The 23,466-nt window shown below is 71.7% G+C and carries 23 protein-coding genes; 13 read left to right on the forward strand and 10 right to left on the reverse strand.

What is annotated here, in order from left to right:
* The first annotated feature begins 318 nt into the window (after positions 1-318).
* The 6 genes from LQV45_RS04035 (at position 319) to LQV45_RS04055 (ending at position 7,695) form a co-directional block, all read left to right on the forward strand.
* Entirely contained in the window at positions 319-1,506 is a 1,188-nt protein-coding gene (locus LQV45_RS04035; RefSeq protein WP_230005860.1) for an acyltransferase, read from the forward strand.
* 158 nt (positions 1,507-1,664) lie between these two features.
* Positions 1,665-1,790 (forward strand): hypothetical protein, encoded by a 126-nt coding sequence (locus tag LQV45_RS35625; protein WP_290370206.1) that lies wholly within the window; start codon positions 1,665-1,667, stop codon positions 1,788-1,790.
* 178 nt (positions 1,791-1,968) lie between these two features.
* Positions 1,969-3,456, forward strand: a complete 1,488-nt coding sequence (locus LQV45_RS04040) for an SDR family oxidoreductase (RefSeq protein ID WP_230005861.1) — start codon at positions 1,969-1,971, stop codon at positions 3,454-3,456.
* A gap of 113 nt (positions 3,457-3,569) precedes the next feature.
* Positions 3,570-5,126, forward strand: a complete 1,557-nt coding sequence (locus tag LQV45_RS04045) for a carboxyl transferase domain-containing protein (RefSeq protein ID WP_230005862.1) — start codon at positions 3,570-3,572, stop codon at positions 5,124-5,126.
* Complete coding sequence (locus tag LQV45_RS04050) at positions 5,126-7,099, forward strand: biotin carboxylase N-terminal domain-containing protein (RefSeq protein ID WP_230005863.1); 1,974 nt, start codon at positions 5,126-5,128, stop codon at positions 7,097-7,099. Before LQV45_RS04045 ends, LQV45_RS04050 begins: the two co-directional genes overlap by 1 nt.
* Positions 7,096-7,695 (forward strand): TetR/AcrR family transcriptional regulator, encoded by a 600-nt coding sequence (locus tag LQV45_RS04055; RefSeq protein WP_230005864.1) that lies wholly within the window; start codon positions 7,096-7,098, stop codon positions 7,693-7,695. The genes LQV45_RS04050 and LQV45_RS04055 overlap by 4 nt, the downstream gene beginning before the upstream one ends.
* On the opposite strand, the gene LQV45_RS04060 is transcribed toward LQV45_RS04055, so the two are convergent.
* The 4 genes from LQV45_RS04060 to LQV45_RS04075 form a co-directional block, all read right to left on the reverse strand.
* Positions 7,696-8,103, reverse strand: coding sequence for an NUDIX domain-containing protein (locus LQV45_RS04060; protein WP_230005865.1), 408 nt, complete (start codon positions 8,101-8,103; stop codon positions 7,696-7,698).
* 65 nt (positions 8,104-8,168) lie between these two features.
* On the reverse strand, positions 8,169-9,482 hold the full coding sequence (locus tag LQV45_RS04065; RefSeq protein WP_230005866.1) for an FtsX-like permease family protein: 1,314 nt from the start codon (positions 9,480-9,482) through the stop codon (positions 8,169-8,171).
* On the reverse strand, positions 9,479-10,261 hold the full coding sequence (locus tag LQV45_RS04070) for an ABC transporter ATP-binding protein (protein WP_374208139.1): 783 nt from the start codon (positions 10,259-10,261) through the stop codon (positions 9,479-9,481). The genes LQV45_RS04065 and LQV45_RS04070 overlap by 4 nt, the downstream gene beginning before the upstream one ends.
* Positions 10,262-10,436: 175 nt before the next feature.
* Entirely contained in the window at positions 10,437-11,096 is a 660-nt protein-coding gene (locus tag LQV45_RS04075) for a response regulator transcription factor (protein ID WP_230005867.1), read from the reverse strand.
* A gap of 237 nt (positions 11,097-11,333) precedes the next feature.
* On the opposite strand from LQV45_RS04075, the gene LQV45_RS04080 reads away from it, so the two are divergent.
* The 5 genes from LQV45_RS04080 (at position 11,334) to LQV45_RS04100 (ending at position 15,430) form a co-directional block, all read left to right on the forward strand.
* Entirely contained in the window at positions 11,334-12,482 is a 1,149-nt protein-coding gene (locus LQV45_RS04080) for a sensor histidine kinase (RefSeq protein WP_230005868.1), read from the forward strand.
* A 179-nt stretch (positions 12,483-12,661) separates the two neighbouring features.
* Positions 12,662-13,309, forward strand: a complete 648-nt coding sequence (locus tag LQV45_RS04085) for a hypothetical protein (protein WP_230005869.1) — start codon at positions 12,662-12,664, stop codon at positions 13,307-13,309.
* A gap of 14 nt (positions 13,310-13,323) precedes the next feature.
* The gene (locus tag LQV45_RS04090; protein ID WP_230005870.1) at positions 13,324-13,905 is read left to right on the forward strand and encodes an SdpA family antimicrobial peptide system protein; all 582 of its coding nucleotides are present in this window, start codon (positions 13,324-13,326) and stop codon (positions 13,903-13,905) included.
* Positions 13,902-14,936, forward strand: coding sequence for a sporulation-delaying protein SdpB family protein (locus LQV45_RS04095; protein WP_230005871.1), 1,035 nt, complete (start codon positions 13,902-13,904; stop codon positions 14,934-14,936). The genes LQV45_RS04090 and LQV45_RS04095 overlap by 4 nt, the downstream gene beginning before the upstream one ends.
* Before the next feature lie 11 nt (positions 14,937-14,947).
* The gene (locus LQV45_RS04100; RefSeq protein ID WP_230005872.1) at positions 14,948-15,430 is read left to right on the forward strand and encodes a PH domain-containing protein; all 483 of its coding nucleotides are present in this window, start codon (positions 14,948-14,950) and stop codon (positions 15,428-15,430) included.
* 63 nt (positions 15,431-15,493) lie between these two features.
* Here the strand turns inward: LQV45_RS04100 and ppsA are convergent, their stop codons facing one another.
* Both ppsA and LQV45_RS04110 read right to left on the reverse strand, forming a co-directional pair.
* Positions 15,494-17,911, reverse strand: a complete 2,418-nt coding sequence (gene ppsA / locus LQV45_RS04105) for a phosphoenolpyruvate synthase (protein ID WP_230005873.1) — start codon at positions 17,909-17,911, stop codon at positions 15,494-15,496.
* Positions 17,908-18,768 (reverse strand): pyruvate, water dikinase regulatory protein, encoded by an 861-nt coding sequence (locus LQV45_RS04110; protein WP_230005874.1) that lies wholly within the window; start codon positions 18,766-18,768, stop codon positions 17,908-17,910. The genes ppsA and LQV45_RS04110 overlap by 4 nt, the downstream gene beginning before the upstream one ends.
* 197 nt (positions 18,769-18,965) lie before the next feature.
* Here LQV45_RS04110 and LQV45_RS04115 point away from each other — a divergent pair, with 197 nt between their 5' ends.
* Together LQV45_RS04115 and LQV45_RS04120 are read left to right on the forward strand one after the other, a co-directional pair.
* Positions 18,966-19,601: an acyl-CoA synthetase gene (locus tag LQV45_RS04115; protein WP_230005875.1), complete on the forward strand. Its 636-nt coding sequence runs from the start codon at positions 18,966-18,968 to the stop codon at positions 19,599-19,601.
* Positions 19,598-19,948 carry an amino acid transporter gene (locus LQV45_RS04120; RefSeq protein ID WP_230005876.1) on the forward strand — a complete coding sequence of 117 codons (351 nt, stop codon included), beginning with the start codon at positions 19,598-19,600 and terminating at the stop codon, positions 19,946-19,948. Before LQV45_RS04115 ends, LQV45_RS04120 begins: the two co-directional genes overlap by 4 nt.
* 3 nt (positions 19,949-19,951) lie before the next feature.
* Here LQV45_RS04120 and LQV45_RS04125 read toward each other — a convergent pair whose 3' ends face one another.
* From LQV45_RS04125 to LQV45_RS04140, 4 genes are all read right to left on the reverse strand, one after another.
* Positions 19,952-20,992 (reverse strand): zinc-binding dehydrogenase, encoded by a 1,041-nt coding sequence (locus LQV45_RS04125; protein ID WP_230005877.1) that lies wholly within the window; start codon positions 20,990-20,992, stop codon positions 19,952-19,954.
* A gap of 111 nt (positions 20,993-21,103) precedes the next feature.
* Positions 21,104-22,483 (reverse strand): adenylosuccinate lyase, encoded by a 1,380-nt coding sequence (purB, locus tag LQV45_RS04130; protein ID WP_230005878.1) that lies wholly within the window; start codon positions 22,481-22,483, stop codon positions 21,104-21,106.
* Positions 22,484-22,510: 27 nt separating this feature from the next.
* Complete coding sequence (locus LQV45_RS04135) at positions 22,511-23,017, reverse strand: low molecular weight protein-tyrosine-phosphatase (protein ID WP_230005879.1); 507 nt, start codon at positions 23,015-23,017, stop codon at positions 22,511-22,513.
* A 34-nt stretch (positions 23,018-23,051) separates the two neighbouring features.
* Entirely contained in the window at positions 23,052-23,456 is a 405-nt protein-coding gene (locus LQV45_RS04140; protein ID WP_230005881.1) for a phage holin family protein, read from the reverse strand.
* Positions 23,457-23,466 lie beyond the last annotated feature (10 nt).

The raw sequence follows: 23,466 nt of genomic DNA on the forward strand, positions 1-23,466 counted from the left end.
GCCCGGCGGTGGCGCCCCGGCAGCGGAGGAGATTCCGCCAGGGGAGGAGCAGAACGCCGTGATCCGTCCTCCGCTCCCCGAATCTCCTCCGCTCCCCGCGGCGGTGCGCTCGCGCGGCGGGGGTGGTCCCCTTGTCCCAATCTCTGCGGCTTCGCGGGCGCCGAGATAGCCATGAGCGGGACGAGGGCGCCGGTGGATGCCACTGCGCACGGCCCCGCGTCAAGCCCGGGGGCTTTCAGGCTTCTCTACATCACGAACGGGTAACGTTCCCGGGTCCGCGCGGCTCTCGCGCCACCGAAGCGAGCGTTCCAGGAGGCGATGACCATCAGCACCACCGTGGCGGCTCCGCGTCCGCTCGCTCGGCCCGTGGCATCCCCTCGCTCGGGAGCGGCCCGACACCTTCCGTCGCTCACCGGTCTGCGCTGGGCGACGGCGTTGCTCATCTTCGGGCACCACATCATGGCCGTGGAGTACTTCGGCGGTCGCGCCGGTGACGTGTGGGGTTTCGTGTTCGAGGCCGGGAAGACCGGCGTGACGCTGTTCTTCATCCTGTCGGGGTTCGTTCTGGCGTGGGGGTACAAGCCCGCGCAGACCGCGCGGTCGTTCTGGCTGCACCGCGCCGCACGCATCTATCCGCTCCACGTCGTCGGCCTCGGCCTCGCGCTGTTCGCCGCCGCGACGCTCGTGCCCGAGATCCGCACCGACGGTCTGGCGCCGCTCGGGGCGAACCTCCTGCTCGTCAGCGGGTGGAACCCGGACTGGTGGCAGGCCGGGAACCCGGCGAGCTGGTCGCTCGTGTGCGAGGCCTTCTTCTACCTGATGTTCCCGCTGATCATCCGGCTGGTCGCCGGGCGATCCGCCCGCGTGCTCTGGGCGGTGGTCGTGGGATCGCTCGCCCTCGTCGCCCTGGCTCCGGCGATCGCCGCGGTCTCGCCCGTGCCGATGGCGGCCGCATCGACCCCGCTGCTGCGGCTGCCCGAGTTCGTGCTCGGCGTCGCGCTCGCGCTGCTCATGGCCCAGACGTCGTGGCGGCCCGCGTCGCTCCGGTTCGCGCTGCCGTTGGCGGTGCTCGGCTACGCGCTCTCGGAGGCGCCGGCCCTGCCCGGGACCGAGATCCGCCCGGGCCTCGCCGTCACGGTCGGCGGTTTCGCGCTGCTCGTGGCCTCGCTCGCGTCGGCCGATGCGCACCGCTCGTCGACGTTCCTCGCGCGGCCGATGTGGCAAGAGCTCGGGCGACTGACGTTCGCGTTCTATCTCGTGCACCTGCTCGTGATCGCCTCGGTCTCGTCGGCCTGGCCCGACGGGCATCCCGAGCTGCATTGGCCTCGCGCGATCGCGCTCGCCGTGCTCGCCTTCGCGATCTCGCTCGGCCTGGCGTGGGTGCTGCACCGGGGCGTCGAGTCGCGGATGCAGCGCGTGCTGCTGCGTTTCGACCCCGACCGGCGCGGGTCCGCGGCGCCGCGACCGGTGCCGGCAGCGAGCCCTGCGCCGGCGGCGGTGCGCTGAGAACAGGCGATGGGCTGATGACAGGCCGTTTCCCGCCCGATCGGCCTGTCTTCGTGGCATCCCCTGTTCTGGCGACCGGATCGCGGCGGGCAGACGCGGGCGGCGTCGGCGGCTAGAGTCGCCGGATGATGACAGCGATGGGTGGACTACACGTGATCATGCTGCTTCTGATCTGGATCGTGGGCCTGGCCGTGGTGGGCGCGGCGCTCTACGTCGTGGTCAGGTTTGCGGTCACGCACGCGCTGAAGACGCACACGCGCTGGATCGACAACGGCAAACCCTGACGCGCCCCCGCCTCCGGCACGAGAACAGGGGATGCCACGGGCACAGGCTGGTTTCCGCTTCATCGGCCTGTCTTCGTCGCATCCCCTGTTCTGGCGACAGCGTCGCCCCCGCGGGCGGCGGGGAGGGGATGCCACACGCCCGGGGACCTGCGCCCGGCGCGCCCGGGTACACTCTTCCGTGCCCGAAACACTCCCGACACCCGATCGCGAGGCCGGCCGCGTGGCATCCATCGATCCTCACGAGCTCGAGATCGCCCTGCGCGTGCTCGACGCCGCGGCCTCGCTGGATCCCGAAGATCCGGCCTACATCGCGCTGCGCCGCCAGACCGGCAAGCTCTACAAAGACGTCAAGCGGCAGTCGCGGAAAGACAAGCGGCAGCGGATCGCCGACGCCGACCGCGCGGTCGTCGCCGCCACCGCGACCGGCGCCCCCGACCGTATCGACGACGAGACGCGCGGCATCCCGCTCGCGACCCGCGTCGAGACGCCGTTCGCGGGCGAGCTGATCAAGGCCCGCGCTTGCTACATCTGCAAAGAGGACTACACCCTCGTCGACGCGTTCTACCACCAGCTGTGCCCCGACTGCGCGTCGATGAGCCACGAGAAGCGCGATGCACGCACCGACCTCACGGGCAAGCGGGCGCTGCTGACCGGCGGCCGCGCCAAGATCGGGATGTACATCGCGCTGCGGTTGCTGCGCGATGGCGCCCACACCACGATCACCACACGCTTCCCCCGCGACGCCGTGCGCCGGTTCTCGTCACTGCCCGACAGCGCTGACTGGATCCACCGCCTCAAGATCGTCGGCATCGACCTGCGCGATCCCGCCCAGGTGATCGGCCTTGCCGATGCGGTGGCATCCGAGGGACCGCTCGAGATCCTCATCAACAACGCGGCCCAGACCGTGCGCCGCTCGCCGGGGGCCTACAAACCCCTGGTGGATGCCGAGCTGGCCCCGCTTCCGGACGGACCTCTGCCCGAGTTGCTCACGTTCGGCCACACCAACGACGCCCACCCGCTGGCGCTGGCGCAGTCGGTGTCGGCGCACCCGATCCTGGCGTCGGCCGCGCGCACGGCCGAGGAGCTGACAGCGGAGGCGATGGCCGCCGGATCGTCGTCGCTCGAGCGCCTGGCCGCGGGAACCGCGATCGACGCGGGCGGGCTCGTTCCCGACGAGGACCGCATCAACAGCTGGACGCAGCACATCGACCAGGTCGAGCCCCTCGAGATGCTCGAAGTGCAGCTGGCCAACATGACCGCGCCGTTCTTGCTCGTGAGCCGCCTGCGGCCCGCGATGGCGGCCTCGACGGCGCGGCGGAAGTACATCGTCAACGTCTCGGCGATGGAGGGTGTCTTCGGCCGCGGCTACAAGGGTCCGGGCCACCCGCACACGAACATGGCCAAGGCTGCGCTGAACATGCTCACGCGCACGAGCGCCCGCGAGATGTTCGAGAGCGACCGCATCCTGATGACCGCCGTCGACACCGGCTGGATCACCGACGAGCGGCCGCACTTCACCAAGGTGCGCCTGGCCGAGGAGGGATTCCACGCGCCCCTCGACCTCGTCGACGGGGCGGCACGCGTGTACGACCCGATCGTGCGCGGCGAGGCCGGCGAAGACCTGTTCGGCATCTTCTTGAAGGATTACCGCAAGGGCTCCTGGTGAACTGACGCGGGCCCCCGCCCACACCCGCAGCGCCGACCACTCCCCTCGACAAATCGATTACCGATCCGTAACCTGAATCCAGTTACCGCTCGATAACCCGATGGAGAGTTGCCATGGTGCCCACCTACCGCGCCCTCGTCGCCGACCTTCGCGAGCGCCGCGCGGAGGCCGCCCGGGGTGGCCCCGCGAGCTCCCGTGAACGCCACGTCGCCCGGGGCAAGATGCTCGCCCGCGACCGCATCGACGCGCTGCTCGATCGGGGCAGTCCGTTCCTCGAGGTGGCGCCGCTCGCGGCATTCGGGATGTACGGCGGGGACTGCCCGGCGGGCGGTGTCGTCGCGGGCATCGGGCTCGTGCACGGGCGCCACGTCATGGTCGTCGCCAACGACGCGACCGTCAAGGGCGGCACGTACTACCCGGTCACCGTGAAGAAGCACCTCCGCGCGCAGGAGATCGCCGCCGAGAACCGGTTGCCGTGCGTGTATCTCGTCGACTCGGGCGGGGCGTTCCTGCCGATGCAGGACGAGGTGTTCCCCGACCGCGACCACTTCGGCCGCATCTTCTACAACCAAGCGCGGATGTCGCGCGACGGCATCCCGCAGATCGCCGCGGTGCTCGGCTCGTCGACCGCGGGTGGGGCGTACGTCCCGGCGATGAGCGACGAGACCGTGATCGTGCGCAACCAGGGCACGATCTTCCTCGGCGGGCCGCCGCTCGTGAAGGCCGCCACCGGCGAGGTCGTCACCGCCGAGGATCTCGGCGGTGGAGCGGTGCACACGCGCGTCTCGGGCGTCACCGACCACCTCGCCGAGAACGATGCACACGCGCTCGAGATCGTCCGCGACATCGTCGCGACCCTGCCGCCGACGCCGCCGTTGCGGGTCGCCCCAGAGGCCTCGCGCGCACCCGAGCACCCCGTCGAACAGCTCGAAGACGTCGTCCCGGTCGAACTCACCGCCCCCTACGACGCCCGAGAGATCCTCGCGCGGATCGTGGATGCCGGCAGTATCCACGAGTTCAAGCGCGAGTACGGTGAGACCCTCGTCACCGCGTTCGCCCGCATCGAGGGGCACCGCGTCGGCATCGTCGCCAACAACGGCGTGCTCTTCGGCGAGTCGGCGCTCAAGGGCGCCCACTTCATCGAGCTGTGCGACCAGCGCGGCATCCCCCTGGTGTTCCTGCAGAACATCACCGGTTTCATGGTCGGTCGGGAGTACGAGGCCGGCGGCATCGCCAAGCACGGCGCCAAGATGGTCAACGCGGTCGCGTGCGCGTCGGTGCCCACGCTCACCGTCGTCGTCGGCGGTTCCTTCGGCGCCGGCACGTACTCGATGTGCGGCCGCGCGTACTCGCCGCGGTTCCTGTGGCTGTGGCCGGGCGCGCGTGTCTCGGTCATGGGCGGTCCGCAGGCGGCATCCGTCCTCTCCACCGTCCGCCGCGACCAGATCGAGGGCGGCGGCGGCGCGTGGTCGGACGAGGACCAGGCCGCGTTCGAAGCGCCGATCCGCGCGCAGTACGAGGAGCAGGGGAGCCCGTACTATTCCACCGCCCGGCTGTGGGACGACGGGATCATCGAGCCGAGCCAGACCCGCGACGTCCTCGCCCTCGCGCTCGACGTCGTCTCGCGCACGCCCCTCGATACGCCGGGCTACGGCGTCTTCCGGATGTGATGACCATGTTCGACACCGTCCTCATCGCCAACCGCGGCGAGATCGCCTGCCGCATCATCCGCACGCTGCGCGGCCTCGGCATCCGCTCGGTCGCGGTCTACAGCGACGCCGACGCGGACGCCCGCCACGTGCGTCTCGCCGATGTCGCGGTGCGTCTCGGGCCCGCCCCGGCCGCGCAGAGCTACCTCGACGTCGACGCCGTGCTGCGCGCCGCGCGCGCGACGGGCGCGCAGGCGATCCACCCCGGGTACGGCTTCCTCGCCGAGAACGCGGGATTCGCGCGCGCGTGCGCGGCCGCCGGGATCGTCTTCGTCGGACCGACACCGGATGCCATTGCCGTCATGGGCGACAAGATCACCGCCAAGCACGCCGTCGAGGCCCGCGGGGTGCCGACCGTTCCGGGCGTCGCGCGCGCCGGAATGACGGATGCCGAGCTGATCGGCGCCGCCCCGGGCGTCGGGTATCCGCTGCTGATCAAGCCCTCGGCCGGCGGCGGCGGCAAGGGCATGCATGTCGTCGAGGTCGAGAGCGAGCTCGCTCCGGCGCTCGCCGCTGCCCGGCGGGAGGCGGCCGCGAGCTTCGGTGACGACACGCTCTTCCTCGAGCGGTACGTGCGCACTCCGCGGCACATCGAGGTGCAGGTGCTCGCCGACGCGCACGGGGGCGTCATCCATCTCGGCGAGCGGGAGTGCTCGCTGCAGCGCCGGCACCAGAAGGTCATCGAAGAGGCGCCCTCGCCGCTGCTCGACGTCGCGACCCGCGCGCGGATCGGCGAAGCCGCGTGCGAGACGGCCCGCAGCGTCGGCTACCGGGGCGCGGGGACGGTGGAGTTCCTCGTCTCGGCCGACGCCCCCGACGCCTTCTTCTTTATGGAGATGAACACGCGGCTCCAGGTCGAGCACCCCGTCACCGAAGAAGTCACGGGCCTCGACCTCGTCGAGCAGCAGCTCCGCATCGCCGCCGGCGAGCCGCTGACGGTGACCCAGGATGCCGTGACCCTGACCGGGCACGCGTTCGAGGCGCGCGTGTACGCCGAGGACCCGGCATCCGGATTCCTGCCGACCGGCGGGCGGGTGACGCGCGTGCGGCATCCCGCCGGCGCGAGCGTTCGCGTCGACACGGCGCTCGAGGACGGCCTCGACGTCTCGGTCGACTACGACCCGATGCTCGCGAAGATCATCGCGTGGGGCCCCGACCGCGAGAGCGCTCGCCGCCGGCTGGTCGCCGCGCTCGGCGACACCGCGGTGTTCGGGTTCCCGACGAACGTGGCGTTCCTGCGGGCGCTGCTCGAGGTGCCCGACGTGGTCGCGGGAACGATGGACACGGGGCTCATCGCCCGCGAGTCCGCCGCGCTCGTGCCCGCGGCCGCGGACGGGCGGGCGTTCGCCGAGGCGGCACTGCTGCTCGACGCCGCCACCGCCTCCTCGTCGGGCGGCCCGTGGTCGCGGGGCGACGGCTGGCGGCTGGGACCCGCCGCCCCGCGCCGGTTCCGGCTGGCCGCGGCGGGGGAGGAGCGCGAGGTCGCCGTCGGCGGCTCTCCGCGGCATCCGACCCTCGTCGACGACACCGGGCAGCGACCGGCGCGCGTCCGCGCGACCGACGACGGGCGCGTCTCGGTCGACGTCGACGGCGAGGTCCGCACGTTCGCCGCCGAGGTCGACGCGGACGGGGTCTGGCTCGCGCGCGACGGCACCGTGCTGCGCGTCGAGATCGCCCGACCGCGGCACACGGCCGACGCCGCGGTGAACGCCGATCCTCTCGTCGTGTCGCCGATGCCGGGCAGCGTCGTCGTGCTGCGCGTCGCCGACGGCGACCGGGTCGAGGTCGGCGCCGCGGTGGCGGTCGTCGAGGCGATGAAGATGGAACACGTCGTGCGCTCCACCGTCGCCGGGCGCATCGCGCTCCACACTCGTGTCGGAGACGTCGTGTCGCGCGGGCAGACGCTCGCCGTCGTCGCGCCCGAGGCGGAGTGACCCGCGAACCTACGATGGATGCCGTGACCGCGACCTGGCGAGCGACGCAGAAGGCCCACCGCCGCGCATCCCTCATGCGATCGGCGGCCCGGCTCTTCGCCGAGCGCGGGTTCGCCGCGGTGTCGACCGTCGAGCTCGGCGAAGCCGTCGGCATGAGCGGCCCGGCGCTGTACAACTACTTCCCCAGCAAGGATGCGCTGCTCGCCGAACTCCTCACCGACGCCAGTACGCGCTTGCTCGACGGGTGCCGCGAGATCGTGGCGGAGCAGTCCGCGCCCGACGACACGCTGGCCCGGCTCGTGCGGTTCCACCTCGACTTCGCGACCGCCGACCCCGACACCATCCGGCTGCAGGACCGCGAACTCGCGCAGCTCGCGGCCGACGCCAATCACGAGGTGCGGCGTCTGCAGCGCGAATACGTGCAGGAGTGGGATGCCGTGCTCGCGAAGCGGCGTCCCCACCTCGCCGCCGACGAACGTCAGACGCGGCTGCTCGCCACCTTCGGTCTGCTCAACTCGACGCCGCACAGCGCCGTGGCCGCGAACGCCCCCGCGATCCTCGCCGACATGGCCTTGCGGGCCCTCGCGGGCGCCTGATCAGGCGGGCAGGAAGTACTCCCGCGCGAGCGGGGCGATCTCGATCCCGGGTGCCGTTGCGGCGGTGACCCAGCGGAGCTCCGCGATCTCGGCATCCGGGGTCGGCTGCTGGTCGCCGATGTCGACGCGGAACACGTCGGCGACGACCGCGAAGCCGGGCTCGTTCGCGGCCGAGGCGGTGAAGGACCCGAGGGGCTCGAGGTCGGCGGGCGCGACGCGAATGCCGATCTCTTCGGCGAGTTCGCGCGCCAGGGTCTCGGCGGGTGTCTCGCCCGGCTCGGGCTTTCCGCCGGGCTGCATGAACGCGGTCGTGCCGGCCTTGCGCACGAGCAGCAGACGCCCGTCGGCGTCGGTGATGACCGCGGCGGACACGTGGATCAGGCGCGGGGGCGTGGCATCCGGGTTCACCCCCGCACGCTAGCACCCGCGCGGGCTCCGGCCGGGTCGCCGGCGAGCCCCCGCGGGTGCCCGCGTCAGAGCGTGCCGCGGCGGATGCCGGTGACGATGGGCCGCGTCGAGGCCAAGGCCGCGGCCACGAGCGCGAAGCCCGCGACGAACGTGCCGGCGACCGTGGCCACCGACAGCGGCGCGGCGACGAGGCTCAGCCCCACGACCGGGAACGCCAGCACCGCGCCGAGAGCCGCCCCGCCGATCGCCGCCCACCGCAGCGGCACCATGACCGTCAGCCGGCGGGCGCGCCGCAGTTCGGCCTCCGGGATGCCGAGGCGATCGAGGCCCACGATGAGCTCGCGGTCCTCCAACGCCGCCGACGCCTGCGTGACGCCCACCGCGCACGCGAGCAGGACGAACGCGATCCCGAGGGTCAGGAGCACTCCCGTGCGGATGTCGAGGAGCATCGTGTCGACGTCGCCGGAGAGGCCGACGAGCGCCAAGCCGCAGCCGGCCACCACGGCGATGAAGGACACCAGCGCCATGCCCGACACCCGACGCCAGGCCGGGCCCGCGTGCGCGGCGAGCTCGCGGCCCGCGATCAGTCGGGCGGCCGTTCCGGCGTTGCGGGCCATCGCACGCCCTCGGGCGGCGATGATCGGCGCCCCCACGAGGTTCAGCAGCCCCAAGCCGGCGCCGAACAGCGCCAGCAGCACCGCCGTCGACGCGGCGGGCCCGAACACGTCGACGTTGGCCACGGCCAGGACGACGAGCGCGATCAGGATGCCACCGACCACGAGCACCCACGTCCGCTTCGGCGGTGCCGACTGACGCGTGCGCACGCCGAGGGGCGTGACCGTCACCCGCCGCAGGCCCGCGGCGGCGCTGACGGCCGCGATGGCGATGACGGCCACGACCACGACGGCGACGAGCAGCGGATCGGCGGCTACGGCCCCGACCCCGATCGGGCCGCCGAAGAAGGGCAGCATCCCCACCGCCGGCAGCAGCGCCGCGTACAGCACCACTCCCGCGAGGGCACCGATCGCGGCGGTGGCCGTGGCCTCCAGCACCGTCAGCGACCAGATCTCGCGGCCGCTCGCGCCGAGGAGCCGCAGCGTCGCGAGCCGGTCGTTGCGGCGGCGGCTGGACAGGCGCGCGGCCGCGGCGCCGAGCGTCGCGAGGGGGACGGCGAGCAGCACGAGGGCGAGGACGGCGAGGGTGCCGTAGAAGCCTCCCGCGACCGCCCGCGGGTCGACGAGGAACATGCGCGCCCCGCCGGCCACCACGAGGAGGAGAGCGGTCGTCACCGCGAAGGCGACGATCGGCAGCACGATCGCGGCCCGGCCCTGACGGCTCGGGCGCGACAGCATCCGGGCAAGCGGCAGAACGGCGCTCATCGCCCCGCCTCGCTCACGCTGTCGGCGGGGGTGCCGGGCGCCGTCGCCGCGTCGTCGACGATCCGTCCGTCGCGCAGCCGGACGATGCGCGAGCAGCGACGTGCGACGTCGGCATCGTGCGTGACCATCACGAGCGTGCGGCCCTGCCCGGTGGTCGCACCCAGCAGGGCGCGGAGCACCTCGGACGACGTGGCCGAGTCGAGGGCGCCGGTCGGTTCGTCGGCGAAGACCACCGGTGCGCCCGTGACCTGGGCGCGGGCGATCGCGACCCGCTGCGCCTGACCGCCCGAGAGCTGCCCGATGCGGCGCTGCTCCAGGCCGGCGAGGCCGAGCGCGGCGAGCCACGCGGCCGCGTGCCGCTCGGCATCCTGTCTGCGCATTCCCTGCAGCAGCAGCGGCAGGGCCGCGTTCTCGACCGCGGTCAGTTCGGGGAGCAGCAAGTGTTCCTGGAAGACGAAGCCCAGAGCGGTGCGGCGGACCCGCGCGCGCTCGCCCTCGTCGAGGCCGACGAGTTCACGCGGCTCCACCCCCGAGGCGCTCAGCACGACCGACCCGGAGTCCGGCGGAAGGATCGCGGCGAGGCAGTGCAGCAGCGTCGTCTTGCCCGAGCCGGAGGCGCCCATGACCGCGACCGACTCCCCGGCGCGGATGGTCAGCGAGACGTCGTCGAGCGCGGCGACCTCGCCGTAGCGCTTGACCAGGCCGGAGGCAGTGAGCACGGGAGGAGTGAGAGCGGACATGTCTCCATCCCACCGGGCCGTGGCATCGGGGTCGTCCATCGCAGGGAGTATCCGGGTCCATCGGAGGATCGATCCTCACGCGCCTGCCGTGCGGAGCCCGCGCCGAGGAGGACGCGACGCGATCATGGGGCGAGCGCGCTCATCGCGCGTTGCGTCGACGCGTCGGTGGCACGACGAGCAGACTGCAGCGGTCGGGACACGGCCGGCGGGGCGTTCACGTGAAGGAGACAATCCCCGCCTGCGCTGCGGCCACGATGATCTGCACGCGGTCCCGGACCCCCCATTTCGTCATGATCCGGCCGAGACACGCTTTCACGGTCCCCTCCGACACGAACAGCTCCGTCGAGATCTCGGCGTTGGACATGCCGCGTGCGAGGCAGCGCAGCACCTCGCCCTCCCGATCCGTCAGCTTCTCGAGGCCGTCTGCGCCGACCGGCGCCGGTCGGGCCCGGGTGCGCACGTGCTCGATCAGGAGCGCGGCGATCCGCGGCGAGAGCGACGTGGTGCCCTCCTGCACCCGGTGCACGCCCTGGACGATCTCCTCGGCGGGAGAGTCCTTCAGCAGGTACCCCGATGCTCCGGCGTGCAGCATCGGCAATACGGTGTCGACCGTGTCGAACGTCGTCACGGCCAGCACTCGCACATCCGGCCAACGCTCCGCGATGTGCGCCGTCGTGTCGATGCCGTCCATCCGGGGCATTCGGACGTCCATGAGGACGACGTCGGGCTGGTGGCGGCCGACTTGATCGAGGGCGTCCCGCCCGTCGCCGGCCTCGCCGACCACGACCGTGCCGGGGGAGCGGGTCAGGAAGTGCGACAGAGCCGCCCGCACCAGGGGGTCGTCGTCGACGATGAGCACCCGGATCTGCGACATGTCGCGAGCCTACCCACCGGTGCGCATGGACTTTCGGCCAGCGTGCTGGACATTCGTCCACTGTGCGGGGGGCGCCCGACGGGCGACGCTGGTCGTCGGGGCTATCGAGGAACAGGAGGGGGCGCCATGGTGACGCCATACGGAGTGTGGGATTACCTCTGTCGAGTGCTGGGTCTCTGTTCCTGACGCGTGCCCCCGGGTTTCGGGTAGCCCGGGGGGCACGCGCGCCATACTGGGATGATGTCCACCTCGCCGGTGGCGCCCGTCGCGCGCGTTCGTTCCTGGCTGCGCGGGGCGTCGACGATGAACCGGGTCGAGCGGACCGCGCTCCTCGTTCTCCTCCTGGCCGGTCTCGGGGTGGGCGTCATCGCTCTCATCGTCGCCGAGGACGGGGATGACGCGGGTGCGCTGTTCGAACTCGTCGTCACGGCGCTCTTCGCCCTGTACCTCTGGTCGGCGGCGGCCGGCACCGCCTCGCTCGGCGCGGCCGTGGTGCTGTCCTTCCCGGCGGGATTGCCGCAGCAGACCCTCCTCGCTTTCGCGATAGCGGCCATCTGTGTCGTTCGGCTCGGCACGCCGGCTCTCATGCTGGCGTACGCCGCAGCCTTCGCCGTGGCCTCGATCGCGGTCGCGCGGGAGTCGGTGACCGCTCCCGCGATGGTCGTCGGCTACCTCGTCGTGGCCGTGGTGCTGGGCGGCATCGGGCTGCTGCTGCGTGCCGCCCACGCCCGCGGTGAGCGGCTCGACGCGCAGCTGGCCCGGGCGCGGGAGCGCGAGCACGCGGCAGCCGCGCTGGAGCGCCGCCGGCTCGCGGGCGACCTGCACGACGGGATCGCGCACGATCTCACCGTCATCGCCCTGCACGCTCAGCTCCTCGACGATGACGATGTCGAGGTGCGCCAGACCGCGCAGGACACCATCCGGCTCACGGCCCGCCACGCGTTGGGCGACTTGCGCTACCTGATCGAGATCGCCGACGACGGCGCGGCGGAGGCCCCGGGATTCTCGCCGGATCCAGCTGCCGCCGTGCGCGAAGCCGCCGACACGCTCGAGGCCGCCGGCTACCCGGTCGACGTCGAGACCTCGGCTCTGCCCCGAGCGCCGCGGCGGGTGGGGGTGGTGTTCGCACGGGTTCTGCGCGAGTGCGTGACGAACGTGCTCAAGCACGCCGGGCCCGGCCCGGTGGTGCTAACGGTGCAGGCCCGGGACGCCCATGCCGAACTCACCGTCCGCAACGCCCTGCCGGCGGTACGCCGCGACGACCTGCCGTCCGCGGGGACGGGAGTGGATCGCATGGGTGCTCGCGTCCGCGAGCTCGGTGGCGAGCTGCGCGCGGCGGCCGAGGCCGACGAGTGGGTCGTCGTGGCCCGGATGCCCCTCGCCTGATGCGGTCGGCCGACCGCTGACTCGCCCCCACCACTCCGGCCGCGGACGCATCACCAGGTGTGGCCGGAGGTCGACCCCATTGTGGTCGCAGGGCGATGACGCGGGGTGGCCCTCGCCGCCTAGCGTCGCCGAGGCGGGCGGATCCGCTCGCGGTGGACGCAAACCGCAGGGAGACGGACATGACGAAGAAGAAACTCGCGGCCTGGGTCGCAACGGCGGCCCTGGTGCTGACGGCGATGGTCGCTCCACCGGCTGCGACCGCATCGGGCCCGGCCGAGCTCACCGACGAGCAGATGGTGTTGGGCCTGGTGTTCGGCGTGGGCGACTTCGCCGACCGGATCGGCACGACGGCCGACGTGCGCCCGAGCGGCGAGCAGGATGCCGGCGAGGCCGCGGCCGCATACGAGCGCTCGGCTCAGCAGGTCACCGGTGAGCTCCTCGCCGGATCCCCGGAACTGGGTACCGCGCTCGACCAGATCCGCCAGGGGGACCCGGCGCTCACGGAAGAGGCCTTCGCGACCATCGGGGATGTGCTCGACGGTTACGCCGCACAGCAGGTCGCGGCCGCCGAGACCGTCCCCGCCGACCCCGACCAGATGCAGGCGCTGTCGCCGTGCGGTGTCGCGGTGGTGTGCTGGGCCTATGCCGCTGCTGCCGTGCACAACACCGTGGTGGTCACGGGAGCCGCCGCCGTCGTCGTGGCCGCGGCGCTGTGGTGCGGCGCCTGGGCGTGGTGTGGCAACAGCGCCGCGCCCACGTCCGAGAAGTCCCAGTTGATGCGCGAGCAGTTCGCGGTCGACGTCACGCGCGCCGTGGCAGCGAGCTGAACGAGACGCATCGGATGACACCCACGACGCAGGGCCGGGATCGGCGATCGGCGACGGCGGCCTCGCACGTCGGGGCCGTCGCGGCGCTGGTCACGGTCCTGCTCGTGGGCTGCACCGTCACCTGGCTCCCGATCGGGGAGCTGCTCCCCACCACCCTGCAATCGCAGGTGCGCGCCGCACAGCCCCTCGCCCCGCAGGGCTGGGCGTTCTTCACCAAGTCGCCACGGGGTCCTGTCGCCTCGCCGTACCGCTCCGAGGACGGAGAGTGGACGCCGGCCGATCGCGGTCCCAACGCGCAGTTCCGCTGGGCCTTCGGACTCAACCGGGAGTCGCGGCTGACCGAGTTCGACGTGCAGACCGCCCTCGCCGAGGTCGACGATTCGTGGTGGCAGGATTGTCCGCGTCAGAGCGACGATGCGCAGTGCCTGACGGACGCTGTGCCCCGGGCCGTGGCATCCGTCGGTCATGATCTTCGGCTGTGCGGTGAGGTCGGGATCGTGCGCCGAGAGCCGGTGCCGTGGGCCTATCGCGAGTTCGTCGACCGATCCGCCGGCCAGGCGATCCGCCTGACGGTCTCGTGCGAGGAGATCCGATGACGTTCGCTGCCCGCACCGCTCAGACCCGCGCGGCGATCGATGCCGCGCTCGTGGCCCCCTTGCGATCGATTCCCGCTGCCGTCGCCGCCGCCGAACGCGGCATCCGCGAGATCACGCCGTTCACTCCTGTGCTCGGAGCCGCGCGATCCCTCCTGGCACTGGCGACGCTGCTGACGATCGTGGCCACCCCACACGGTCAACTGTTCTTCCGCAGCGTCAACTATCCCGATGGCGTCACGTGCGACCGCCCCTTCTCGGCCATCTCGCTCTTCTGCGTGTGGCGGGGCGACACCGGCGGTATCGCCGTCGCGGTGGCGGTGATCGTGCTGCTCGCCGTGGTCAGTGGCATCCTGCCCGCGGTCACGGCGGTGCCGCACTGGTGGGTCGCCTGGAGCTTCAACATGTCGAGCCCGATCCCCGACGGTGGCGATCAGGTCTCGGCGGTGTTGACGTTGCTGTTGATCCCGATCCTGCTCGTGGACCGACGGCGGCACCACTGGCAGATCGATCGCGGTTACGCGTCGCGTGCCCCGGTTGCCAAGGTGATGGCGTACACCTCGCTGGTGCTGTGCGCGATCCAGGTCTGCGTGATCTACTTCCACGCGGCCGTCGGGAAGTTCCCGGTCGAGGAGTGGGCGAACGGAACCGTCCTCTGGTACTGGTTCCAGGACCCGACCTTCGCCCCCGCCGAGCCCCTGCGCACTCTGATGCTCTGGGTCGCCGGTTCGGCTGCGGGTGGTGCCGTGCTGACGTACGGTTCGCTGCTGATCGAGCTGCTCCTGGCCTTCGCGCTGGTGGCCGGGCCGCGGTACCGCGCGGTCATGCTCGTGATCGGCAGCCTGTTCCACCTCGGGATCGCGGTCTGTTTCGGTCTTTGGTCCTTCTCGGCGACCATGGTTGCGGCGCTGCTGTTGTATCTCGCGCGGCCGTCGAGGGCGGCCGTGGCGACGGCAGCCACAGCGTCTCCGATCCCGCAGCCGGTCGGTGCGCCGGAAGCCGCCCCCGACTCCGACATGCTCCCGTCCCGATGAGAGGCCAGTCCATGCGAACCATCGCTCGTCGCCCGTTCGACGCCCCGCTGCGCGCGATCCTTTTCGTCGGGCCGGCGATCCTGCTGCTCGTGGGCATCCTCAACGTCGACACCCCCGCGGGTGCGGTCGTCGTTCTGCTGGCCGTCGTGGTGCTCATGGTCATCACGTTCTTCTCGGGCGTGCGGCTGCGCGCGGGGGAGCGGGGCGTGGCGGTCTCCCTCGTCCCGTTCTGGGGTCGCCGTCTCCGCTGGGAGCAGATCGCCCGCGTCGACGTCGAGGAGGTCCGTCCGTTCGAGGACTTCGGCGGGTGGGGAATCAAGGGCAGCCAACGTCGACACGGCATCCTCCTCAGCGCCGGCGAGACCATCACCGTGCGCCTGACGACGACCGACGGGCGCCGCTATCTCGTCGGCTTGGGAGACGAAGCGGAGGAGGCCGTCCGGTCGCTTCGGCGGATGGCGCCCTCCACCGCCGCCGTGAGTTTCCCAGCCTGAGCTGCGGGGTGCGCCGGCCCCGCGAACCGGCGACGGGCCGCGAGTCGGGCGCCCCCGCCGCGATCAGTGTCGGGACAGCTGCGCCTCCGCGAGGATCTCGGCCCGGGGCCGCTCGTTCGCCGCGAGCGCGAGCCACGTCTCCACGACGGTGTCGGGGTTCAACGACAGCGACTGGATGCCACGCGCCACCAGCCACTGCGCGAAGTCGGGGTGGTCGCTCGGCCCCTGTCCGCAGATGCCGACGTACTTGCCCTGTCGAAGGCACGCGTCGATCGCCATTCCGAGCAGGTGCCGCACGGCCGGGTCGCGCTCGTCGAACGCGGATGCCATGAGCGCCGAGTCGCGGTCGAGCCCCAGGGTCAGCTGGGTCATGTCGTTCGAACCGATGGAGAAACCGTCGAAGTACTCCAGGAAGCTCTCGGCGAGGATGGCGTTGGACGGCAGCTCGCACATCATTACGATGCGCAGGCCGTTCTCGCCGCGGCGCAGGCCGTTGGCGGCGAGGAGCTCGACGACGGCGGCGGCCTCGGCGACCGTGCGGACGAAGGGCACCATGATCTGCACGTTCGTCAGCCCCATGTCGTCGCGGACGCGGCGGAGCGCCTCGCACTCCATGTCGAAGCACGCGCGGAACTCGGGAGAGACGTACCGGGCGGCGCCGCGGTAGCCGAGCATCGGGTTCTCCTCGTCGGGCTCGTACAGGGGACCGCCGATGAGATTGGCGTACTCGTTCGACTTGAAGTCCGACAGGCGCACGATCACCGGCTCGGGAGCGAAGGCCGCGGCGATCATCGACACGCCCTCGGCGACGCGCTGGATGAAGTACTCCTCGGGGGAGGGGTAGGCGGCGATGCGCGTGCGGATGTCGTCCGCGAGCGCGCCGTCGAGCCGGTCGAGTTCGAGCAGCGCCCGCGGGTGGATGCCGATCTGCCGGTTGATGATGAACTCCAGGCGAGCCAGTCCCACCCCGGCGTGGGGCAGTCGCGAGAACGCGAAGGCCTGGTCGGGGGTGCCGACGTTCATCATCACCTTGACGGGGGGTTCCGGCATCCGATCGAGCTCGGTCTGCTCCTCGGTGAAGGGCAGGATGCCGTCGTAGACGACGCCGTCGTCGCCCTCGGCGCACGAGACGGTCACCTCCTGACCGTCGCGGAGGGCGTGCGTGGCGACACCGGTGCCGACGACGGCGGGGATGCCGAGCTCGCGCGCGATGATCGCGGCGTGGCAGGTGCGGCCGCCGCGGTCGGTCACGATCGCCGAGGCGCGCTTCATGATCGGTTCCCAGTCGGGATCGGTCATGTCGGCCACGAGCACGTCACCGTGGGCGAAGTCGGCCATCTGGTCGATCGAGCTCAGCACGCGGACGCGTCCCGCGCCGATGCGCTGACCGATCGCGCGCCCCTCGACGAGCACGGGGCCGCGCTCGGCGAGCACGAAGCGGCGCAGGACGTTCGCCGAGCGCCGCGAGACGACGGTCTCGGGGCGGGCCTGCACGACGTACAGCTGCCCGTCGACGCCGTCCTTGCCCCACTCGATGTCCATCGGACGGCCGTAGTGTGCCTCGATCACGAGAGCAATGCGGCCGAGTTCCTCGACCTCCGCGTCCGTGAGCGAGAACCGGCCCCGGTCCGCGGCATCCACCTCGACGAAGGCCGTGCTGCCGTCGACGTGCTGACCGTCGGTGTACCGCATCGCGATGGCCTTCTCGCCGACCGAGCGCTTGAGGATCGCGGGGCGGCCGGCGCGCAGCGCCGGCTTGTAGGCGTAGAACTCGTCGGGGTTCACGGCCCCCTGCACGACGGCCTCGCCGAGCCCGTACGAGCTCGTGACGAACACGGCCTCGTCGAAGCCCGACTCGGTGTCGAGGGTGAACATGACACCCGAGGATCCGATGTCCGAGCGCACCATGCGCTGCACGCCCGCGGAGAGGGCGACCTCGTGGTGGTCGAAACCGTGGTGCGCGCGGTAGGCGATCGCGCGGTCGTTGTAGAGCGAGGCGAACACGCGACGGATCGCCTGGAGGATGTTCTCGATACCGCCGATGTTGAGGAAGGTCTCTTGCTGCCCCGCGAACGAGGCATCCGGCAGGTCTTCGGCGGTCGCGCTCGACCGGACCGCCCACGTCACGGCCTCGGGGTCCGCTTCGTCGGCGACGAGAGCGGCGTAGGCGGTGCGGATGTCGGCCTCGAGGTCGGCCGGGAACGGCTGTTCCTCGATCCACGCGCGCACCCGGGAACCGAGCTGGCTCAGGGCCGCGACGTCGTCGACGTCGATGCCGTCGACAGCGGCGCGGATACGGGCGTCCAGGCCCGCGTGGGCGAGGAAGCGCCCGAAGGCCTCGGACGTCGTGGCGAACCCCGGGGGGACCCGGATGCCGGCGGATGCCAGGTGCGAGACCATCTCGCCGAGCGAGGCGTTCTTGCCGCCGACCCGGGCGAGGTCGGTCATGCCGATCTCGTCGAAACGCAGGATGTTGGTCATGGGGTGGGCCTTTCGTGGGGTCGGTCGCGCAGGTTCATGGACTGCAGGATCACGGCGGACATCTCCTCGACGCTCCGGGTCGCGGAGCTGAGGAAGGGGAGGCGGGTGCGGCGGTAGAGGTCTTCGGCGCGGCGGATCTCGAGGGTGCACTGCGCGAGGCTGGCGTACGTGGAGTGCGGGCGCCGCTCGTGCCGCACCTGGCTGAGTCGCAGGGCGGTGGTCGTGAGGCCGAAGCAGCGATCGGCGTGCGGCGCGACGACGCGGGGCAGGCCGTCGGTGGGGAAGTCGTCGTCGGTGAGCGGATAGTTGGCGACCAGGAGCCCGTAGTGCAGCGCGAGGTACATCGTCGTGGGCGTCTTGCCGCAGCGGGAGGGCGCCACGATGATCACGTCGGCGCTCGCGAGGTCGCGACCGCTCTGGCCGTCGTCGTGCTCGATGGCGAACTCCACGGCACGCATGCGGCGGAAGTACTGCTCGAGGTCGCCGAGGCCGTGGTACTGCCCGGCGCGCGTCTCGGCGGTCGCACCGAGCTCGGCCTCGAGCTCGGTGAGGTGTCCGGCGAGCAGGTCGATGACCACCGCGGCGGCATCGGCGAGGCGCGCCCGGATGCCGGCATCCTTGACCGTGGCGAACACGATCGGGGCTTCTCCCGCCGCGGCGGCGCGGTGCAGGCGCGCGACGACCGCCTCGACCGCGGTGACGCTGCCCACGAACGGCACCGTGTGGCGTTCGAATCGCGCCCCGGGGAAGTTGGCCAGCAGGGCGCTGCCGAGCGTTTCGGCCGTGATACCGGTGCTGTCCGACACGAAGAACACCGCGCGTGCGCCGGTGGCGGACGTGTCGAAAAGCGGGGCCATGGCCTGACGTTAGGGGGGAGAATCCGCGTCTTCTCGCCCGTGACGAGCGAAAGATCCGTAGATCTTGCGATGACGCTAAGGAGTCGCCGACGTCCGCTGCCCGCCTCCGCGATATCTCGACGTCGGCGCACACGGAGGGCGCCCAGCCGCCGAGGAATAGACTGGATGCCATCGACACCGTCTCTCCGGGGCCTTCTGTGACCACTTCCGCTTCTGCGCGCGCCTTCGACGTGCGCCACGTCCAACTCGCGCGCGCCCTGTTCGCCGCTCTGGCCGCGGTCATGGTCACGTTCTCGTCGGATCACTCCGCGGCGGTCGGCTCCAGCGTGTTCAGCGGATTCGCCCTCGCGACGGCGCTCGTGCTCGTCCTCTCGGCGTGGCTGGTGTTCCCGAGCGGCCAGCGGTCGACGCCCCTGCTCCTCGCCGTCATCACCGGTGTCGCCGGACTCGCGGCCAGCATCGGGGCGTGGCGGTCGACGACGTTCTTCTTCGTGCTCGTCATCGTGTGGGCGATCCTGTCCGGGGCGGTCGAGATCCTCGGTGCGGTGCGCGATCGGCGTGCCGGGCGGTCGGCAGCCGTCGCCCGTGACGGGCTCACCGTCGGCATCCTGACTCTGGTGCTCGCGCTCGCCTTCCTGCTCACCCCGATGCAGTACACCTACGACTACTCCATCGAGGGCGCCGGGTCGTTCACCCTCACCGGGATCGTCATCGCCGTCGGCATCTTCGGCGGATACGCGGCCATCGTCGCCGTCTACCTTGCGATCGCGGGGTTCTCGCCGCGCCGCAGCGAGCCGGTTCCGGTCGCACCCGCCGAGGAGGCCGCATCATGACGGACAAGCCCACCCGACGCGACCTCATGAAGCCCGTCCAGCTTCTGGGGCTCGCCCTCGGCGCCGCCGTGTTCGCCGGAGTCGTCACGCTCGTGTCGATGGGGGCCTTCCAGGCCCGCCCCGCCGAAGAGATCCAGCGCGCGCTCGTGATCGGCGGCATCGCCGCCGGTGTCACCTTCATCGTCGTGCTCGTCAGCGTGGCGCTTCTGTTGCTCGCCGTCGACCCCGCGCAGGTGACGAAGCAGGTCGACCGTCCCCTGCTCGTCCCCCAGGACGACGAGCCGGAAGCGACGGATGCCGCCGAGGCACCGAAGCGCGACGACGAGCCCGAGGCTCCGCGCCGCTGACCCTCAGACCCGTCGCGGGTCGATCATCGTCATCCCCGCGGGGGCGGCGGAGTCCATCGCGGGCAGCAGCCGTGCCGCCTCGTCGAGGCCGACCACCCGTTCGATGAGGTCGTGCGGGCGCAGCGCTCCACTGACGATGAGGGCGAGCATCTCGGGATAGTCGACGGCGGCCATGCCGTGACTTCCGAGCACGTCGATCTCCCACGCGATCACCCGCGCCATCGGCATGGGCGTCATCCCGTCGGCGGTGGGGAGCAGCCCGATCTGCACGTGCCGACCGCGCCGGCGCAGGCTCAGCACGGCGTCGCGCGCGGTCTGCGCGCTGCCGACGGCGTCGATCGAGACGTGGCTCCCACCCGAGGTCACCGCGGCGACCGCCGCGGGCACGTCTGCGCCGTCGGCGAGGATCGTGTGCTCTGCGCCGAGGCGTCGCGCCACCTCGAGCGCCGCGGGCGTCCGGTCGACCGCGATGACGCGGGCGCCCAGGGCGACGGCGATCATCACGACGCTCAACCCCACGCCCCCGGACCCGACGACGGTAACCCACTCCCCGGCACGCACGCGCGCGCGGGCGGTCAGGGCGCGGAAGGCGGTGGCGAAGCGGCATCCGAGGGCCGCCGCGGCTTCGAACGAGACCGCATCGGGGATGCCGACGAGGTTGGTGTCGGCGGATCGCACGACGACGCGTTCGGCGAAGGAGCCCCACTGCGTGAAGCCGGGCTGCTCTTGGCGCGGGCACACCTGCGCGTTGCCGCTCCGGCACCACTCGCAGTCGCCGCAGCCCATCACGAACGGCACCGTCACGCGGTCGCCCACGGCCCCGTCGCGCACGCCGGCCCCGACCTCGACGATCACGCCGGCGAATTCGTGCCCGGGCACGTGGGGGAGGGTGATGTCGTCGTGCCCCACCCAGGCATGCCAGTCGCTCTTGCACAGCCCCGTCGCGTGCACCTCGACGACGACGCCGCCCGCCGGTGCGGTCGGGGCGGGAACCTCGCGGATCTCGAGGGGCTGGGCCTCGGCATCCATGATCATCGCGCGCATGGCATCCATTCTCCCGGGGACGCCCGCCGCCGCTCTTCGCGATAAACGCGATTCGTGCAGGGAAACGCCGTGCCTCGGCGTTTCTGGCCGGAAATCGCGTTTGTCGGCGGCTTACAGCGAGTCGACGACCCGCGACGCCAGACCCGCGTACGTCGCGGGGGTGAGCGCGAGCAGGCGCTCCTTCGCGGCGTCGCCGATGTCGAGGCCCCGCACGAACTCCTCGAGCTCGGGCCCGCCGACGCGGCGTCCGCGGGTGAGGTCCTTCAGCAGGGCGTAGGGGTCGGTGATCTGCGAGCGGCCCGCGGCGATCTCGGCGCGCACGACGGTCTGGATCGCTTCGGCGAGCACTTCCCAGTTCGTGTCGAGGTCGGCCAGCAGCACGTCCTCGGCGAGCGAGATCTCGGTGAGCCCGCGCTGCAGGTTGTCGAGCGCGAGGAGGGAGTGGCCGAAGGCGACGCCGATGTTGCGCTGGGTCGTGGAGTCGGTGAGGTCGCGCTGCATCCGGCTCGTGACGAGGGTGGATGCCAGGGTCGCGAACAGTCCGCCCGAGATCTCGAGGTTCGCCTCGGCGTTCTCGAACCGGATCGGGTTGATCTTGTGCGGCATCGTCGACGAGCCGGTCGCTCCGGCGACGGGGATCTGCGTGAAGTACCCGAGCGAGATGTACGTCCAGATGTCGGTGGCGAGGTTGTGCAGGATGCCACCCGCGTGCCGCGCGCGGTCGTACAGCTCGACCTGCCAGTCGTGCGACTCGATCTGGGTCGTGACCGGGTTGAAGCCCAGGCCCAGCGACTCGATGAAGGCGTGGGTGAGCTCGGGCCAGTCGACGTCGGGCTCGGCGGCGACGTGCGCCGACCAGGTGCCCGTGGCGCCCGAGAACTTCGCGAGGTACTCGCCGGCATCCAGCTGACGGATGACACGATCCAGGCGCCACGCGAAGACGCCGATCTCTTTGCCCATCGTGGTGGGCGTCGCGGGCTGGCCGTGCGTGCGGGAGAGCATCGCGGCATCCCGGTGCTCGACGGCGAGCTCGGTCAGGGCCGCGGTGACGCTCCGCAGCTTCGGCAGCCACACGCGCTCGACCGCGCGCTGCACGGTGAGGGCGTAGGCCGTGGAGTTGATGTCCTCGCTCGTGCACGCGAAGTGGGTCAGCTCGGCGAGGGCCGTCAGGCCGAGGCTGTCGAGACGGTCGCGCACGAGGTACTCGACGGCCTTGACGTCGTGACGGGTGACCGCCTCTTTCTCTTTGAGCCAGGCGATCTCGTCGGCGCCGAACTCCTCGTACAGCGCGCGCAGCCGGGTGCGGTCGTCGTCGCTCACCGGCGACGTGCCGAACAGCGACCGGTCGGTGAGGGCCAGGAGCCACTCGACCTCGACCTCGACGCGGGCGCGGTTGAGCCCGGCCTCCGAGAGGTAGTCGCCGAGTTCGGCGACGGTGGCGAAGTAGCGGCCGTCGAGCGGGCTGAGGGGCTGCGGGGGCAGAGAGGACACGGGTCTCCCGGGGGTCGAGCGAACGGGTCAGCCCGCGGAACGGATGGCGGGCTCGAGCTGCCGGAACAGGGCCCTGCTGGCGCGTTCGATCATACCGAGCACCTCGTCGAACATCGGGGGCCCCGCGTAGTAGGGGTCGGGGACGTCGAGGGTCTCGGCATCCGGGAGGAACGACAGCAGCAGTCCGATCTTGTCGGCGTCGTCGTCGTGCCGGGCCCACCCGCGCAGCACACGCTCGTGGCTGCGGTCGAGGGCGACCACGAGGTCGTTGTGCTCGAAGTCCGAGAAATCGAACTGCCGTGCGCGGTGGGCGGCGCCGTCGTAGCCGAGGCGGTCCAGCGCGGCGAGGGTGCGGTGGTCGGCGCGTTCGCCGACGTGCCAGTCGCCGGTGCCCGCCGAGGTCGAGACGACCCGCGATCCGAGGCCCGCGGTGTCGGCGATACGCCGGAACACCACGTCGGCCATCGGCGACCGGCAGATGTTGCCGCTGCAGACGAAGACGACGCGGAAGGGCGCGTCGGCACTCGCGGTCATCCCCCCATTCTGTCGGGGACGAGCGCTCAGCGCATCAGCGATGTGACCGGTCGTCGCGGCTCGGTCGGAACAGGCCGCCGAGGATCGCGTTGATGATGCCGATCAGCAGCGCCGCGACGACGGTCAGCCAGAACTCCCCGGTGCGCAGTCCCCAGTCCCAGTTCTCGGTGATGATCGCCGTCAGCCACAGCAGGAACCCGTTGATGACGAGCGAGATGAGACCGAGGGTCAGGATGTAGAGCGGGATGGCGACGACCTTGACGATCGTGCCGATGATGCCGTTGACGAGGGCGAAGATGAGTCCGACCAGCAGCAGGGTCAGGGCGACCTGCAGCCACTCACCCGGGGCGAAGGGGATGAGTCTCACCTGCAGGGCGGGGATCAGCGTGACGATCCAGATGGCGAAGGCGTTGACGGCGACGCGGACGACGAAGCGCATGGCCCCATCG

It is taken from the genome of Microbacterium sp. Bi128, from assembly GCF_918698205.1.

What these genes read in the sequence shown, in the direction of transcription:
- LQV45_RS04035 (WP_230005860.1), top strand. Translation starts at nt 319, where the DNA reads ATGACCATCAGCACCACCGTGGCGGCTCCGCGTCCGCTCGCTCGGCCC.
- LQV45_RS35625 (WP_290370206.1), top strand. Translation starts at nt 1,665, where the DNA reads ATGCTGCTTCTGATCTGGATCGTGGGCCTGGCCGTGGTGGGCGCGGCG.
- LQV45_RS04045 (WP_230005862.1), top strand. Translation starts at nt 3,570, where the DNA reads ATGGTGCCCACCTACCGCGCCCTCGTCGCCGACCTTCGCGAGCGCCGC.
- LQV45_RS04050 (WP_230005863.1), top strand. Translation starts at nt 5,126, where the DNA reads ATGACCATGTTCGACACCGTCCTCATCGCCAACCGCGGCGAGATCGCC.
- LQV45_RS04065 (WP_230005866.1), bottom strand. Translation starts at nt 9,482, where the DNA reads ATGAGCGCCGTTCTGCCGCTTGCCCGGATGCTGTCGCGCCCGAGCCGT.
- LQV45_RS04070 (WP_374208139.1), bottom strand. Translation starts at nt 10,261, where the DNA reads ATGGACGACCCCGATGCCACGGCCCGGTGGGATGGAGACATGTCCGCT.
- LQV45_RS04075 (WP_230005867.1), bottom strand. Translation starts at nt 11,096, where the DNA reads ATGTCGCAGATCCGGGTGCTCATCGTCGACGACGACCCCCTGGTGCGG.
- LQV45_RS04080 (WP_230005868.1), top strand. Translation starts at nt 11,334, where the DNA reads ATGATGTCCACCTCGCCGGTGGCGCCCGTCGCGCGCGTTCGTTCCTGG.
- LQV45_RS04085 (WP_230005869.1), top strand. Translation starts at nt 12,662, where the DNA reads ATGACGAAGAAGAAACTCGCGGCCTGGGTCGCAACGGCGGCCCTGGTG.
- LQV45_RS04090 (WP_230005870.1), top strand. Translation starts at nt 13,324, where the DNA reads ATGACACCCACGACGCAGGGCCGGGATCGGCGATCGGCGACGGCGGCC.
- LQV45_RS04095 (WP_230005871.1), top strand. Translation starts at nt 13,902, where the DNA reads ATGACGTTCGCTGCCCGCACCGCTCAGACCCGCGCGGCGATCGATGCC.
- LQV45_RS04100 (WP_230005872.1), top strand. Translation starts at nt 14,948, where the DNA reads ATGCGAACCATCGCTCGTCGCCCGTTCGACGCCCCGCTGCGCGCGATC.
- ppsA (WP_230005873.1), bottom strand. Translation starts at nt 17,911, where the DNA reads ATGACCAACATCCTGCGTTTCGACGAGATCGGCATGACCGACCTCGCC.
- LQV45_RS04110 (WP_230005874.1), bottom strand. Translation starts at nt 18,768, where the DNA reads ATGGCCCCGCTTTTCGACACGTCCGCCACCGGCGCACGCGCGGTGTTC.
- LQV45_RS04120 (WP_230005876.1), top strand. Translation starts at nt 19,598, where the DNA reads ATGACGGACAAGCCCACCCGACGCGACCTCATGAAGCCCGTCCAGCTT.
- LQV45_RS04125 (WP_230005877.1), bottom strand. Translation starts at nt 20,992, where the DNA reads ATGCGCGCGATGATCATGGATGCCGAGGCCCAGCCCCTCGAGATCCGC.
- LQV45_RS04135 (WP_230005879.1), bottom strand. Translation starts at nt 23,017, where the DNA reads ATGACCGCGAGTGCCGACGCGCCCTTCCGCGTCGTCTTCGTCTGCAGC.
- LQV45_RS04140 (WP_230005881.1), bottom strand. Translation starts at nt 23,456, where the DNA reads ATGCGCTTCGTCGTCCGCGTCGCCGTCAACGCCTTCGCCATCTGGATC.